Source organism: Thermosulfurimonas sp., assembly GCF_015491435.1.
GTDB lineage: Bacteria > Desulfobacterota > Thermodesulfobacteria > Thermodesulfobacteriales > Thermodesulfobacteriaceae > Thermosulfurimonas_A.
Genome location: NZ_WFVX01000138.1, coordinates 1 through 13,322, shown reverse-complemented (window position 1 = coordinate 13,322; position 13,322 = coordinate 1). Strand labels below are relative to the sequence as shown.

Here is a 13,322-nt window from a genome sequence, read left to right as displayed (position 1 = left end):
GATACGCCGCACCGCCTCCTCCACCCCTACCTCGGAAACCAGGAGGCGTTCCCCCGGGCTCTTGAGCTCCGGGGTAAAGACCCGATGGACCCGGGTGGGAGAACCCTTGAGTCCGAGCCGATCCCTCTCAAAGGGGACCGGGCCCTCGGCGGTAAAGACCTCGGGCTGGATGGTCTGGGCCTGGATCAGGGCAGAGAGCGGGGCAAAGGGCGGCTCGGCGACCTCCCGATCGCAGGTAATAAGCACCGGGAAGGAGGCCTCCAGCACCTCCAGCCCCCGCTCGGTCTTCCGGTGGACCCGGATCTTTTTCTCCTCCGGAAAACACTCCACCCGCACCGCATAGGTGATGAGTGGAACCCCCAGACGGGTGGCCACCCCCGGCCCCACCTGAGCCGTATCCCCATCGATGGCCTGTTTCCCGAAAAGATAGAGATCGAACGGGGCCTCCCGGGCCAGGTACTTTATGGTTTCGGCCAGGGTATAGCTGGTGGCCAGGGTGTCTGCCCCGGCGAACTTGCGGTCGGAAAGAAGAACGACCCGATCCGCTCCGTATTCCACGGCCTCGCGCAGGGCTGCATCGGCCTGCGGAGGCCCCATGGTGATCACCGTAATCCGCCCTCCATAACGCCTCTTCAACGCCCCGGCCAGGGCCAAGGCGTGCACATCGTAAGGATTGACAATGGAGGGCACCCCCTCCCGGATGAGGGTGCCGGTTTCGGGATTGATCCGAATATTGGTAGTGTCGGGTACCTGTTTTATGGAAACCAGAATATTCATCTCCGACCCCTTCTCTTAATGATGGCAGAAATCTCCTCCCAGATCAAGTAGGAACAGGGGATGAGCACCAGGGTGATCACGGTGGCGAAAAGGACCCCGAAGGCCAGGCTTATGGCCATGGGGATGAGGAAACGGGCCTGAAGGCTTCGCTCAAAGATCATGGGAAGGAGGCCGAAGAAGGTGGTGATGGTGGTGAGGATAACCGGGCGGAAACGTCTGCGACAGGAGAGAATCACGGCCTCCCGTATCTCCATTCCCTCGGCCCGCAGGCGATTGATCAGATCCGCCAGGATGATGGCGTCGTTCACCACCACCCCGGAGAGCCCCACGATCCCGAAGAAACTCAGGATGGAGAGCTGATACCCCAGAAGTAAATGCCCCAGAAAGGCCCCCACGACCCCGAAGGGGATGGCCAGCATGATGATGAGGGGCTGAGAGAAGGATCGCAGGGGAATGGCGATGAGGGTATAGATGGCCACCAGGGCCAGGAGGAACCCCTTCTTCAGTTCGCGCATGGTCTGGGCCTCCTCACGCCCCTCTCCCTCAAAGGAATAGGTGAGCCCGGGGTATCTGCGGACCAGCTCCGGAAGGACACGGTTCCGGAGCCAGCGACGAACCTCGCTCCCGGTGATCTCCCGCTCGTTCACCTCGGCCTGGACATAGATAACCCGTTTACGATTGAGTCGCTCGAGCTTCACATACCCCGGAGCGAAATAGGGCTGAGCCACGTCCAGGAGGGGAATCTCGCGTCCATCGGGAAGGTGGAGTCTCATCTTCTTCAGGACCTCCAGATCCTCGCGATCCCTCCGGGGATAACGCACCAGGACCGAGATTTCGTCCTCCCCCCGCTGAAAGCGAAGGGCCTCGGCCCCGTAGAAGACGGATCTCACCGTACGGGCCACATCCTCCAGGGTGATCCCCAGGTTCCGGGCCCCGGGTTTCAGCCGAAAACGGAGCTCCTCCTTGCCTTCCACCAGACTATCCTGGACGTCATAGACCCCGCGCAGGCGGGAGAGCCGCCTCTTGAGTTCCCTTACCGCCAGAAGAAGGGTCTTTTCCTCCGGATGGGAAAGGGCCACGGAGACGGGTTTTCCCATGGAGAAGAATTCCCCGGTGAAGGTCAGGCTATCGGCTTCGGGGACGAAACCCACGGCCCGTCGCCAGGCCGCCACCAGGGTGCGGGTGCTTATACCCGGACGTTTTTCCGCATCCACCAGCCGGATCTCTATGCCGGCGATGTGACTCCCCATCTCCGGGGGACCTCCGTGGGGGCCGGAGATGGTGGCTCCGGCGGAAATAACCCGATAAACCAGAAGAGGCCGGCCGGACCTCTTTTCCGCCTCTCGCACCACCCGCACCCCGGCGGCCTCGATCCTTCGGGCCACCTTGAGCGTCTCCTCAAGCGGGGTCCCCGCCGGCATACGCAACACGCAATAAAGACGATTTCCCTCCACCCGGGGGAAGAAGGTGAAACGCAGCCTTCCGGAAAGCCACAGGGAAAAGACCACCACCAGAAGGGTCAGAAGGAGCGAGACCGTAAGATAACGCCAGGAAAGGGCCAGAGAAAGAAACCGCCGGTAGGGTCCATCCACGAACCTCCTCAGGGCTCCGGCCAGAAGGGGTTCTCCGGGCGGAAGGTTGGCCCCCCGGAGATGGGCCGGGAGGATGAAAAGGGCCTCCAGCAGGGAACCGCCCAAGACCAGGATGACCACCACCGGTATGACCCGGATGAATTTTCCCATGGCTCCGGTACCGTAGAGAAGGGGCCAGAAAGCGGCCATGGTGGTGAGCACGGAGAAGATCACCGGGCCGGCTACCTCCAGGGTTCCCTCCACCGAGGCCTGGGAGCGGGAGGCCCCGGATTCCCTGTGCCGAAAGATGTTTTCCCCGATCACAATGGCGTCATCCACCACCATGCCCAGGACCAGGATGAAGGCAAAGAGGGAAATCATATTGAGGGAAACCCCGAAGTAGGGCATCAGGCTCAACCCGAAGGCGAAGGCGGTGGGGATACCCCAGATCACCCAGAAGGAGAGATTGAGATGCAGGAACAGGGTCAGCAAGACCGTGACCAGGAGCATACCGAAGGCCATGTTCTTAAGCAGGAGCCTGATCCTGGCCCTAAGGATCTCCGTGCGATCCCGCATGATCTCCAGATGAAGGGACGGAGGAAGGAGACTCCGGATCTCCGCCAGATGGTTTTTTACCTCCCGGGCCACGGTAAGGGCGTTCTGGCGCCCCACCCGGAAGACCTCGATCACGGTGGCGGGTTTTCCGTTGTAGTAAATCGCATAGTCCAGGCTATCCCTTAACTCCTCCCGCACCCGGGCTATGTCCCTCAGACGGATGCTTCCCCCTTTGGGGCCGGCTATGAGGATCAGATCGCCGTACTCATCGGCGAAGTAGCGCTTGCCCCGGGTCCTTACCAGATATTCCTGATGGGGGTTCTTGATCCGGCCGGCCGGAAGATCCAGGGATTCCCGGGCGATCCTCCGGGCGATTTCCTGAAGACTCAGACCGTAGCGACGCAGATTCTCCTCCGGAACCTCGATGTGGATCTCCCGGGGAAAGAGCCCGAAATATTCCACCTCGGTGATCTCCGGAAGATCGAGCAGGGCGTCCTTCACCCTCTCGGCCCAGTATTTGAGGGTCTCGCGGTCCGTGTCCCCGTAGAGGGCCAGGGTCAGGACCTCGGTGCGCAGGACCACCTTCTTGACGATGGGCCTTTCGGCCTCCCGGGGCAGGGTGGTAAGGCTATCTACCTGGGTCTTCACCTCATCGAGCAGCTCCTGAACGTTGCGCCCCCGGAGCACCTCCACGATGACCCTGCCCTCCCCTTCCCGGGCCACGGAGAGGATACGTTTGATGCCCGAAAGACCGGCGATCTTCTCCTCGATGGGCTTGATCACCGAGTCCTCGATCTCCCGGGGGGAGGCCCCCCGATACTCCACCTGGACCACAATCTGGTCCTCGGCTACCTCGGGAATGATCTCCGTCTTGATGGTGTAGAGGGTGAGGAGCCCGGAGACCAGGACAAAGATCATGAGGAGATTGGCGGCGACGTGATTTTCCACAAACCAGGAGACAAGCCCTCTCATGGTCTCTCCCGCACCAGCATTCCGGGAAGGGCCCCGGGAAGACGCTGCGCCACCACCTTCTCGCCGGCGGAAAGTCCGGCGCTGATTACCACCCGCTTCTCGTCCTGAAAAAGGACCCTGACCGGGCGCTTCACCAGTTTTCCCGACCTATCCACCACCCAGACGAAGGTCTGTCCCAGCACCCGGACCAGGGCCTCCGGAGGGATCTCGAAGGTCCGGGGATATTTCTTCCCGTAAATCCTTATCCGGACGAAAACCCCGGGCAAAAGCTCCGGGGAGCCGGGATCCGGCTGTACGCGCAGATAGAGGGGAAGGAGCCGGGTCTTTTCCTCCACCTCTCCCCCCACCCGGAGGACCCGGCCGTGGTAACGAAACACCTCCGGGCCCGCCTCCCAGAGGACCTCCACCGGAGACCCCGGAGTCCCCGCCGGGGCGTTGAGACCGGGGACGGTAAGGTAGGGCAGAAAATAGTCGGCCACCGGGGCATAGACCTCCAGTCCGGCCAGGGGATAGAGCACCGCCAGGACCCTTCCCGGGGAGGCGTAATCTCCTTTTTCCACCCGCACCTCCAGAACGCGAGCGGCGAAGGGGGCCCGGATGCGGGTACGGGCGAGATCGGCCCGGGCCTTTTCCACCTCCTCCCGGGCGGCGACGACCTCGGCCCGGGCTGCAGCCAGTTCCGGTTTCTTGGCCACCAGTGGCGGAGGCGGCACCCCGGGATGAAGGACCCTCCACTCCGCCACCGACTGCCGGGCCTGGGCGGAGAGTTCGGCCAGGGTGCGTTCGGCCTCGCGCAATCGGGCCCGGGCCCGGGAAAGGGCCGCCCGATAATCCGTGGGATCAATACGCACCAGGAGTTCCCCCTTCCGAACCCTGACCCCGGGCCAAAGCCGCGGAGAAACCCAGATCACCTTCCCGGCCACCTCCGAGGCCAGTTCCAGACGCCGCGGAGCCACCACCGTCCCGGTGGTCTCCACCCGATAGACAAAGGGGCGGGGGGTCACCCGAAGGGTCTTTACCACTAGCACCGGGCGTTTCTTCTCCCTGGCCGGGGGGCGGGGACGGGAGAGAATGAGATGCCGGGCCATAAGAAACCCCGCACTCAATACCAGGAGAGAGAGCACCACCTCCAGCCAGCGCCTCGAAACTCCGGATCTCATGTCCCCTCCTTTTCCGGAAACCCGAAATCCCCTCCCAGGGCCTTGAAGAGAAAGACCCGATTGAGAAGGAGATCCTTCCGGGCCTCAAGGAGCTTCCTTTGGGTTTCGAAAAGGGTCATCTCCTCGGCCAGGACCCGGGGAAGATCCAGGAGCCCGGCCCGAAAGCGTTCCCGGGCGAAGACGACCCGCCGTTTCTGATCCGCGTATTCCCTGCGGGTCTCCCGGAGGATCCCCCGCAGCCTTTCCTCGGAGAGAAGGGCGAATTCCACTTCCTTGAAGGCGGTAAGCACGGTCTTGAGGTATTCCTCCCGGGCCTCCCTGAGGACCTCGCGGGCGGCCCTTTCCTCGGCCCCGAGCCTTCCGGCGTTAAAGAGGGGCTGGGTGAGTCCGAAGGTAAGGGTCCAGATCCGGTTTCGCTTCTGTAGAAGGTCCTTGAGGGCATTGGAAACCCGCCCCTCCTCGGCGGTAAGGAGCAGGCGGGGGAAACGGGCGGCCCGGGCTATCTTCACCTTCTCGGCCGCGGCTTTCAGCCGGGCCTCGGCGGCCCGGATATCCGGCCTCCGGCGGAGTAACCGGGAGGGAAGCCCCGGAGGAGGCAGCGGAAGGTCCAGAGCACATACCCTGCGGGCCTCCCGCAGACGGAGGTTCCCGGAGGGATAAACCCCGGAAAGGAGCTGAAGTTTTTGAAGACTCTCCTCCAGTGATCGTTGGAGGGCCAGATCCTGAGCCCTCAAGGCCGCCACCCGCGCCTGCTCCTCCATCAGGGCGGAGGCGGAAAGGAGCCCCTCGGCCAGACGTTTCCGGAGCAGCCGCAGACGGGTCTCCGCGGTGCGGATCTCCCGGGAAAGAAGATCCAGCTCACACAGGGTGAATCCGGCCCGGAGATATTCCGAAACCGTCTCCGCCACCAGGCTCTGGGCCAGGGCCAGGCGGGTGTTCTCCGCGGAAAGCATCTCGAAATAGGCGGCCTTTTCACCGGAGGAGAGTTTCCGCCAGAGATCCACCTCGTAGGAGACCTGCGCCTGGGTGCGGAATTCGCCGAAGATAAAGTTAAATTCCGGGGCCTCCACCAGGGTATTGCGGGTGCGTCTTCCGGAAAAAGCGAGGTTGACCTCGGGAAACCTGCGGGCCCGGGCCACCCGCAGACGGGCCGCCAGTTCCGCCAGGCGAAAACGGGCCCGGCGCAGGTCGTGGTTGCGGGCAAGGACCTCTCTCACCACTCCATCCAGTTCCGGGGAACCGAAAAGGGTCCACCATCTTTCCGGAGGGGAGGGAAGGGTGTAGTTTCCCCGATCCTGAGCAAATCTTTTCGGCAGGGACACCTCCGGGACGCCCTCCACCCGGGGACCGCAGGCGGAAAGAGCCAGAAGGAGTACCAGGATAAAGACCGGTCTCATCCCGTAAGTCCCTTAAGCCCGCGCAGGGCGAAGTCCTTTACGTGGCGAAGGAGTTCGTCCTCCGGAGGGGATTCCCCCAGGAAGTTCTGGATCATCGGCCGGGCCAGATGGAAATAGAGGGTCTGGCCCAGGAGGCTGAAGACCGTGAGGCGAACCCTTCGTTCGGGCACCCCCGGGGGCAAACGATCCTGCAGGGATTCCCGGATGGTTTCCAGGAGGGGTCTCAGGCCCCGGGAGAGCATGATCTCCAGGGCCTCGGTGGGCTGGGCCAGTTCCTGGGCCAGGAGACGCCGATGACGCCAGCTCTCCCTTTCGGTAAAGGGGCTCTGGAAGAAGGCCCGGAACAGGGCCTCCACCACCCCTTCCGGCCCGGAAGGGGAGCGATGAAGGTTACGTACAAATTCCTCCCGGATCCTCAGGGCCCGGGGGACCCAGCGCTCCTCTATTACCGCAAGGTAGAGATTCCTCTTGCCGCCGAAGTGATAGTTGACCGCCGCCAGATTACAGCCCGCCCGGGAGGTGATCTCCCTCACCCGGGTCTCGGTATAACCCCGCCGGGCGAAAAGGTCCTCGGCCACCGTAAGCAACCTCTGCCGGAGATCCCTCTCCATGGGTCTAGAGCTACCAAACAATTGTTTGAAACGCAAGTTTGACTTGCGTAAAGGGAATTTGGATGGTAAAAAGCGGCCAAAAACACACGCCCGGTACACGGGTTCTCCGGGGTGTCCGGCCTTCAGGGCCGGATGGGAGGGCCCGGGGCGGAGGAAAAACCCGAAAAAAGGAGGTTCTCATGTCCCACATCACCATGAAACAGCTGCTGGAGGCCGGGGTGCACTTCGGGCATCAGACCCGGCGCTGGAACCCCAAGATGAAACCCTTCATCTTCGGGGAACGCAACGGTATCCACATCATCGATCTGCAGCAGACCCTGAAGTACTTTGAGATCGCCTACGAATTCGTCAAGAACACGGTAGCCGAGGGAGGGAAGGTCCTTTTCGTGGGGACCAAACGTCAGGCGCAGGAGACCATTCGCGAGGAGGCCACCCGTTGCGGTATGTATTATGTGGATCATCGCTGGCTGGGAGGCACCCTCACCAACTTCAAGACCATCCGGCAGAGTGTGGAGAAGCTGCGTCGGATAGAACAATGGATGGAAGACGGCACCATCGAACGTTTCCCCAAGAAAGAACGCCTCAAGCTGGAACGCCTGCGGCAGAAACTGGAGCGTAACCTGGGGGGTATTAAAGACATGGAGTCTCTGCCCCAGGTCCTCTATGTGGTGGACCCGAAGAAGGAGGAGATCGCCGTGCTCGAGGCCCGCAAGCTGGGCATACCGGTGGTGGCCATCACCGACACCAACTGCGATCCGGACCTCATTGACTACATCATTCCCGGAAACGACGATGCCATCCGGGCCATAAAGCTTCTTACCTCGCGCATAGCCGATGCGGTAATGGAGGGGCTGGAGATCTATCGGGAAAAACTGGCTGCCGAAACGGATAAGGAGGCCGCCGAAGCCGAGGAGGAGATCTCCGAGGAGGAAAAGGCGCAGGCCATCATTGAAGAGGTGCTTCAGGAGGAAGAAAAGGAAGCGGCCCTGGAGGAAGAGGCCCAAAAACTCGAGGAAGAGGAATAGAAAGGAGGACGAAGATGGCGGAAATAACCATGGACATGATCAAAGAATTGCGGGCACGCACCGCCGCGGGGTTTATGGATTGCAAAAAGGCCCTGGAAGAGGCCGGTGGGGATATGGAAAAGGCCGTGGATATCCTGCGCAAGAAGGGCCTGGCCATTGCCGCCAAAAGGGCGGCCAAGGCCACCAGCGAGGGGGTGGTGGCGGCCTACATTCATGCCAACCAGAAGATAGGGGTCCTGGTGGAGGTAAACTGCGAGACCGATTTCGTGGCCCGCACCGACGAGTTCAAGGAGTTCGCTCATAATATCGCCATGCAGATCGCGGCCACCAGTCCCCTGGCGGTAAGACGCGAGGACATCCCGCCCGAGGTCCTGGAAAGGGAAAGAAAGCTCTACGAGGAACAGGCCCGGGAGAGCGGGAAACCCGAAAACGTCATCGAAAAGATCGTCCAGGGCAAACTGGAAAAGTTCTTCCAGGAGTCGGTGCTCCTGGAACAGCCCTATATCAAGAACCCGGACCTTACCATCCAGGATCTCCTGAACGAGCTCATCGCCAAGACCGGGGAGAAGATCGTCATCCGGAGATTCGCCCGATTTCAGGTAGGTGAGGAATAGTGGAAGCGCACTATCGCCGGGTCCTGCTCAAGCTATCCGGGGAGGCCCTGGGAGGAGAGGAGGGAAGCGGTCTGGACCCGGATCGACTCCGGGCCCTGGCCCGGGAGCTGGCCGAGGCCCGGGCCCTGGGGGTGGAGCTGGCCCTGGTGGTGGGAGGGGGGAACATCCTGCGCGGAGCCTCGGCCCGGGAAATGGACCGGGTGCGGGCCGATTACATGGGCATGCTGGCCACCCTGATCAATGCCCTGGCCCTGGAGGACGCCCTGCGGCGGGTCGGGGTCCCGGTGCGGGTCCTTTCGGCCCTGCGGGTGGAGGGGGTGGGAGAGCCCTATCACCGGGAGAGGGCCCTGGAACATCTGGCTGCGGGTCGCATCCTGATCCTGGCCTGCGGCACCGGAAACCCCTTTTTCACCACCGACACCGCAGCCACCCTTCGGGCCCTGGAAATCGGGGCCCAGATCCTCTTCAAGGCCACCAAAGTGGATGGGGTCTATGACGACGATCCCCTGCGCAACCCCCGGGCCCGAAAATATGATTATCTTTCCTACGAAGAGGTTCTATCCCGGGGGCTTAAGGTCATGGACGCCACAGCCATCGCCCTGGCCCGGGAACACGGACTTCCGGTAAGGGTCTTCAATATGTTAAAATCCGGTCAGATAAAAAGGGCCCTTCAGGGAGAAAATATCGGTACGCTGGTGGGGGGTGAGAAAGCATGAAAGAACTCTTCGATGACGGACGCCGACGGATGAAAAAGAGCCTGGAGACCTTCCGGGAGGAAATGGCCCGGGTACGCACCGGGCGGGCCTCGGTGAGTCTGCTCGAGGGCATCAAGGTGGACTATTACGGCACCAGGTTGCCCCTTCCCCAGATGGCCACCATCACCGTACAGGAAGGGCGCTATCTCATCATCCAGCCCTGGGATGTCAACGCCATCAAGGCCATCGAAAAGGCCATCCAGGAATCCGATCTGGGCCTCACTCCCACCAGCGACGGCAAGATCATCCGTATTACCGTGCCCCCCCTTACCGAGGAACGCCGTAAGGAACTGGTCAAGCTGGTGCGCAAAATGGCCGAAGAGGCCCGGGTGGCCATCCGCAATATCCGGCGCGAACTCATGGACGACCTCAAGAAGATGAAAAAGGAGGGGGAGATCTCCGAGGACGACTTCCGGCGCTATCAGGATCAGGTCCAGAAACTCACCGATGAATTCATCCAAGAGATCGAAAAGGTTCTGGAAGCCAAAGAAAAAGAAATCCTGACGGTCTAGACCGGTGGAACTTGATCCTGAAAGACTGCCCCGCCATGTGGCCATCATTATGGACGGCAACGGCCGCTGGGCCCGGCGGCGGGGGCTTCCCAGATTCTTCGGGCACCGTGAAGGGGTAAAGACCGCCAAACGCATCATCACCAAGGCCTGCGAGATCCCCATCCCGGTGCTCACCCTCTATGCCTTCTCCCGGGAAAACTGGCAGCGCCCCCGGGAGGAGATCGCCGTGCTCATGGACCTCCTGCGGGACTATCTCCGGAGTGAGCTTCCGGTGATGCTGGAAAAGGGTATCCGTTTCCGGATCATCGGCGAACGGGAGAGATTCCCCCAGGACATCCAGGAAATGATCGCCCGCTGCGAGGAGGAAACCGCCTCGGGGCACCGCATGACCCTGGTGCTGGCCTTAAGTTACGGCTCCCGGGCCGAGATCGTCCGCGCCGCCCGACTCCTGGCTCAGGCGGTGCGGGAGGGTCGGATCTCCCCGGAGGAGATCGACGAGACCCTTTTCTCCGCTTTCCTCTACACCGCGGATCTTCCGGACCCGGACCTCCTCATCCGCACCAGCGGGGAAATGCGGCTTTCCAACTTCCTGCTCTACCAGTGTGCCTACACCGAATTCTATTTTACCCCGGTCCTCTGGCCGGATTTTACCGAGGAGGAATTCCTTAAGGCCCTGGCCGATTATCAGCGCCGGGAAAGGCGTTTCGGAAGGATATGAAAAACCTCGTCCTGCGCGTACTTACCGCCCTGTTCCTGTTGCCTCCCCTGGTTTATCTTATCTGGAGGGGGCCTCTGTGGATGCTTTTCGGGTTGAGTCTCCTCCTGGGAGGGCACGCCTTTCGGGAATGGTGGGAGATGTGTCGGTTCCCCCGGGGCCTATTTTTTATCTCCTGCGGGGCCTATTTCGGGGCCTTCTTCCTGGCCTCAAAGACCCTCCCCGGGGCTCTCTGGTTGCTGGTGGCCCTTCCGAGCTTTTATTTTCTGGTATATTTCCGAAAGGAAGACTTCCTCCGGCACTTCACCCAGGCCTTAAGCGGCCTCTTTTATCTCTTTCTGGGTTTCTGGGCCCTTTTTCTCATCGCCTCCAAAGGCCGGGGAGATCTCCTCTTTCTCCTGGCGGTGGTCATCCTGGAGGACACCGGAGCCTACTTCGGAGGGCGTCTCCTGGGCCGGAATCCTTTCTTCCCGCGTATCAGCCCCAAGAAGACCCGGGAGGGGTTCCTCCTGGGGCTGATAAGCGGAACCCTGGGAGGGCTGGCGGTGAACCGCTGGCTGGGGCTCTATCCCTGGCCCCTGGCCCTTTTCCTGGGCCTGGCCCTTTCCCTGCTTTCTCCGGCAGGGGATTTACTGGAGTCCATGGTTAAACGATCCTGCGGCGTGAAGGATTCGGGAAGGATCCTCCCCGGACACGGAGGGCTTCTGGATCGGGTGGATGCCCTGCTCTTTGTGGCCCCGTTTTTCTACGCCTTTCTGGAGGTGTGGGGTTGAAGACCCTGGTGGTACTGGGCTCCACGGGTTCGGTAGGCCGCCAGACCCTGGAGGTGGTGGAGGCCTTTCCGGAACGTTTTCGTGTTCTGGGGTTAAGCGCAGCCAGCAACTGGGAGCTTTTAGCCGAACAGGCCCGACGATTCCGCCCCCGGGTGGTGGTCATCCAGCAGGAAGATCTCTACCCCCCTCTGCGGGAGGCCCTGCCCCGGGAGATCGAGGTCCGGGTCGGGGACCGGGCCCTGCGGGAACTGGCCGCCCATCCGGAGGCCGAGCTGGTGGTCTCGGCCATTGTGGGGCTGGCCGGTCTGCCCCCCACCCTGGAGGCCCTTTCCGCCGGAAAGACCGTGGCTCTGGCCAACAAGGAGGCCCTGGTTACCGGGGGGGAATTGATCTTGAGGATCCTCAGGGAGAGGAAGGCCCGCATCCTCCCGGTGGATAGCGAACATTCGGCCCTGTTTCAGGTCCTCAAGGGGCACCGGCGGCGGGAGGTACGGCGGCTTATCCTTACCGCCTCCGGGGGGCCCTTCCGGAAGCGCCCGGCGGAAAGCTTCGCCCGAATCACCCCCGAGGAGGCCCTGAAACACCCCCGCTGGCGTATGGGAGCCAAGATCACCGTGGATTCCGCCACCCTTATGAACAAGGGGCTGGAGGTCATCGAGGCCCACTATCTTTTCGGGATCCCTTATTCCCGCATCGAGGTCCTCATCCATCCGGAAAGTATCGTGCATTCCCTGGTGGAGTTCCGGGACGGTTCCCTTCTGGCCCAGCTGGCCCTTCCGGACATGCGCCTCCCCATCGCCTATGCCCTCTCCTATCCGGAAAGACTCCCCCTGCCCTACCCCCGGCTGGACCTGACCCGTTCCGGTCCCCTGACCTTTGAGACCCCGGATCTGGAAAAATTTCCCTGTCTGGCCCTGGCCTACGAGGCCGGAAAAAGCGGAGGATTCTGGCCGGTGGCCCTTAACGCCGCCAACGAGGTGGCGGTGGAGGCCTTCCTCTCCCGGCGACTGGGTTTCCATCTCATCCCGGTCCTCATCCAGGAAACCCTGTCCCGGCTTTCCTCTTCCGGAAAACCGGGTAACCTAGAGGAAATCCTGGCGGCAGACCGCCGGGCACGAGAGCTGGCCTACAGTCTGGTAGAAGAGCTATGCTTACGGTAGCCGCGGCTTTATTCGTACTTTCGCTCCTGATCATCTTTCACGAATGGGGGCATTTTCTGGCGGCCCGGCTGTGCGGGGTACAGGTCCTGCGTTTCTCCGTGGGTTTCGGCCCGCGCCTCCTGGGCAAGACCATAGGGGAAACCGAGTTCTGTCTCTCCGCAATCCCGCTAGGAGGGTACGTCAAACTCCTGGGCGAGGGGGAGGAAGAGATCCCGCCCCATCTGAGGGATAGGGCCTTTTCCGCCAAGCCTCTCGGGCAGAGGGCCTTCATCGTCTTTGCCGGTCCTCTTTTCAACTTTCTTCTGGCCTGGTTCATCTTCACCCTGTTCTTTGCGGTCAAGGGCAAACCCCTTCTCCTTCCCGAGGTGGGCAAGGTGCTGGACAACGGACCGGCCGCGCAGGCCGGTATTAAACCCGGGGACCTGGTGACCGCGGTAAACGGAGTCCCGGTGCGCACCTGGGACGATCTCACCCGGCTGGTAAGGAGCCACGGCTCCCGTCCCCTGGTCCTTCGGATCAAACGAAAGGAAGAGACCCTCACCATCCGTCTTCGGCCCCAGATACGCACGGTGAAAAATCTTTTCGGTGAAGAGGTCCGGGTTCCGGTCATCGGCATCGTGGCCTCCGGACGCTTTGTCACCCAGAAGATTCCCCCTTACCGGGCCTTCACCGAGGGGCTTATCCGCACCCTGGCCCTGATCAAACTCACCCTGGTGGCCATAGTC

Annotated in this window: 13 protein-coding genes; 8 read left to right on the top strand and 5 right to left on the bottom strand. The window is 61.9% G+C overall.

The genetic code is table 11. The features are described from left to right. The 5 genes from F8J34_RS06310 to F8J34_RS06290 all read right to left on the bottom strand — a co-directional run. Positions 1-777: electron transfer flavoprotein subunit beta/FixA family protein (locus F8J34_RS06310; RefSeq protein WP_297057273.1), on the bottom strand; the 777-nt coding region annotated here is incomplete at its 3' end. Next, a complete protein-coding gene (locus tag F8J34_RS06305; RefSeq protein ID WP_297057272.1) occupies positions 774-3,875 on the bottom strand; it encodes an efflux RND transporter permease subunit in 3,102 nt (1,033 codons plus the stop codon). The genes F8J34_RS06310 and F8J34_RS06305, both read right to left, overlap by 4 nt. Continuing rightward, entirely contained in the window at positions 3,872-5,035 is a 1,164-nt protein-coding gene (locus F8J34_RS06300) for an efflux RND transporter periplasmic adaptor subunit (RefSeq protein WP_297057270.1), read from the bottom strand. The genes F8J34_RS06305 and F8J34_RS06300 overlap by 4 nt, the downstream gene beginning before the upstream one ends. Beyond that, the gene (locus F8J34_RS06295; RefSeq protein WP_297057267.1) at positions 5,032-6,432 is read right to left on the bottom strand and encodes a TolC family protein; all 1,401 of its coding nucleotides are present in this window, start codon (positions 6,430-6,432) and stop codon (positions 5,032-5,034) included. Before F8J34_RS06295 ends, F8J34_RS06300 begins: the two co-directional genes overlap by 4 nt. Next, positions 6,429-7,043, bottom strand: coding sequence for a CerR family C-terminal domain-containing protein (locus F8J34_RS06290; protein WP_297057266.1), 615 nt, complete (start codon positions 7,041-7,043; stop codon positions 6,429-6,431). Before F8J34_RS06290 ends, F8J34_RS06295 begins: the two co-directional genes overlap by 4 nt. A 179-nt stretch (positions 7,044-7,222) precedes the next feature. Between F8J34_RS06290 and rpsB the strand changes: the two genes are divergently transcribed. From rpsB to F8J34_RS06250, 8 genes are all read left to right on the top strand, one after another. After that, positions 7,223-8,068 carry a 30S ribosomal protein S2 gene (rpsB, locus tag F8J34_RS06285; protein WP_297057264.1) on the top strand — a complete coding sequence of 282 codons (846 nt, stop codon included), beginning with the start codon at positions 7,223-7,225 and terminating at the stop codon, positions 8,066-8,068. A 14-nt stretch (positions 8,069-8,082) separates the two neighbouring features. Beyond that, positions 8,083-8,682, top strand: coding sequence for a translation elongation factor Ts (tsf, locus tag F8J34_RS06280; protein WP_297057263.1), 600 nt, complete (start codon positions 8,083-8,085; stop codon positions 8,680-8,682). Beyond that, entirely contained in the window at positions 8,679-9,398 is a 720-nt protein-coding gene (gene pyrH, locus F8J34_RS06275; protein WP_363315428.1) for a UMP kinase, read from the top strand. The genes tsf and pyrH overlap by 4 nt, the downstream gene beginning before the upstream one ends. Continuing rightward, complete coding sequence (frr, locus tag F8J34_RS06270) at positions 9,395-9,949, top strand: ribosome recycling factor (RefSeq protein WP_297057259.1); 555 nt, start codon at positions 9,395-9,397, stop codon at positions 9,947-9,949. Before pyrH ends, frr begins: the two co-directional genes overlap by 4 nt. A gap of 4 nt (positions 9,950-9,953) precedes the next feature. After that, positions 9,954-10,667 carry an isoprenyl transferase gene (locus F8J34_RS06265; RefSeq protein ID WP_297057257.1) on the top strand — a complete coding sequence of 238 codons (714 nt, stop codon included), beginning with the start codon at positions 9,954-9,956 and terminating at the stop codon, positions 10,665-10,667. Further along, on the top strand, positions 10,664-11,437 hold the full coding sequence (locus tag F8J34_RS06260) for a phosphatidate cytidylyltransferase (RefSeq protein WP_297057255.1): 774 nt from the start codon (positions 10,664-10,666) through the stop codon (positions 11,435-11,437). Before F8J34_RS06265 ends, F8J34_RS06260 begins: the two co-directional genes overlap by 4 nt. After that, entirely contained in the window at positions 11,434-12,597 is a 1,164-nt protein-coding gene (locus F8J34_RS06255; RefSeq protein ID WP_297057253.1) for a 1-deoxy-D-xylulose-5-phosphate reductoisomerase, read from the top strand. Before F8J34_RS06260 ends, F8J34_RS06255 begins: the two co-directional genes overlap by 4 nt. Beyond that, positions 12,585-13,322, top strand: a 738-nt coding sequence (locus F8J34_RS06250) for a site-2 protease family protein (protein ID WP_297057251.1), incomplete at its 3' end; no start/stop codon positions are given. The genes F8J34_RS06255 and F8J34_RS06250, both read left to right, overlap by 13 nt.

Bases quoted from the DNA above. Each gene is read 5' to 3' on its own strand.
- F8J34_RS06305 (WP_297057272.1), bottom strand. From the start codon at position 3,875: ATGAGAGGGCTTGTCTCCTGGTTTGTGGAAAATCACGTCGCCGCCAAT.
- F8J34_RS06300 (WP_297057270.1), bottom strand. From the start codon at position 5,035: ATGAGATCCGGAGTTTCGAGGCGCTGGCTGGAGGTGGTGCTCTCTCTC.
- F8J34_RS06295 (WP_297057267.1), bottom strand. From the start codon at position 6,432: ATGAGACCGGTCTTTATCCTGGTACTCCTTCTGGCTCTTTCCGCCTGC.
- F8J34_RS06290 (WP_297057266.1), bottom strand. From the start codon at position 7,043: ATGGAGAGGGATCTCCGGCAGAGGTTGCTTACGGTGGCCGAGGACCTT.
- rpsB (WP_297057264.1), top strand. From the start codon at position 7,223: ATGTCCCACATCACCATGAAACAGCTGCTGGAGGCCGGGGTGCACTTC.
- tsf (WP_297057263.1), top strand. From the start codon at position 8,083: ATGGCGGAAATAACCATGGACATGATCAAAGAATTGCGGGCACGCACC.
- frr (WP_297057259.1), top strand. From the start codon at position 9,395: ATGAAAGAACTCTTCGATGACGGACGCCGACGGATGAAAAAGAGCCTG.
- F8J34_RS06260 (WP_297057255.1), top strand. From the start codon at position 10,664: ATGAAAAACCTCGTCCTGCGCGTACTTACCGCCCTGTTCCTGTTGCCT.